The 432-nt window shown below is 71.3% G+C and carries 1 pseudogene; it reads left to right on the top strand.

The features are described 5' to 3' along the window. Positions 1–334 (top strand): annotated as a pseudogene (locus ACOV8S_RS31400) (adenosine deaminase); the annotation flags it as partial. Positions 335–432: the final 98 nt, after the last annotated feature.

The following is a 432-nucleotide window of genomic DNA, read 5'->3' as shown; positions in this document are numbered from 1 at the left end:
GGGCCGGCTCGCCTCGTACGTCCGGGACAACCGCATCGCCCTGGAGGTCTGCCCGACCTCCAACCTCCAGACGGGCGCCGCGAAGGACTACGCCTCGCACCCGATCGACGAGCTGCGCCGCCTCGGCTTCCGCATCACGCTGAACACCGACAACCGGCTGGTCTCCGGCACCACCATGAGCGAGGAGTTCCAGCACATGGTGGACGCGTTCGGGTACGGCCCGGAGGTCTTCGAGGAGTTCACGGTCGCCGCCCTGGAGGCCGCCTTCCTGCCGCTGCCGGAGCGGCAGCGGCTGATCGACGAGGTCGTCCGCCCGGGGTACGCGGCGCTCTGACCGACCCTGCCCTCCACCAGGGGCAGGGACAGCGTCCCCGTGGACCCGGTGTCCTCGGGGTCGCTGACGACGGTCACCGGCTTGATGCCGCGGTTGCC

Source organism: Streptomyces sp. CO7, assembly GCF_053474865.1.
This window is presented reverse-complemented; position numbering and strand designations above follow the sequence as displayed.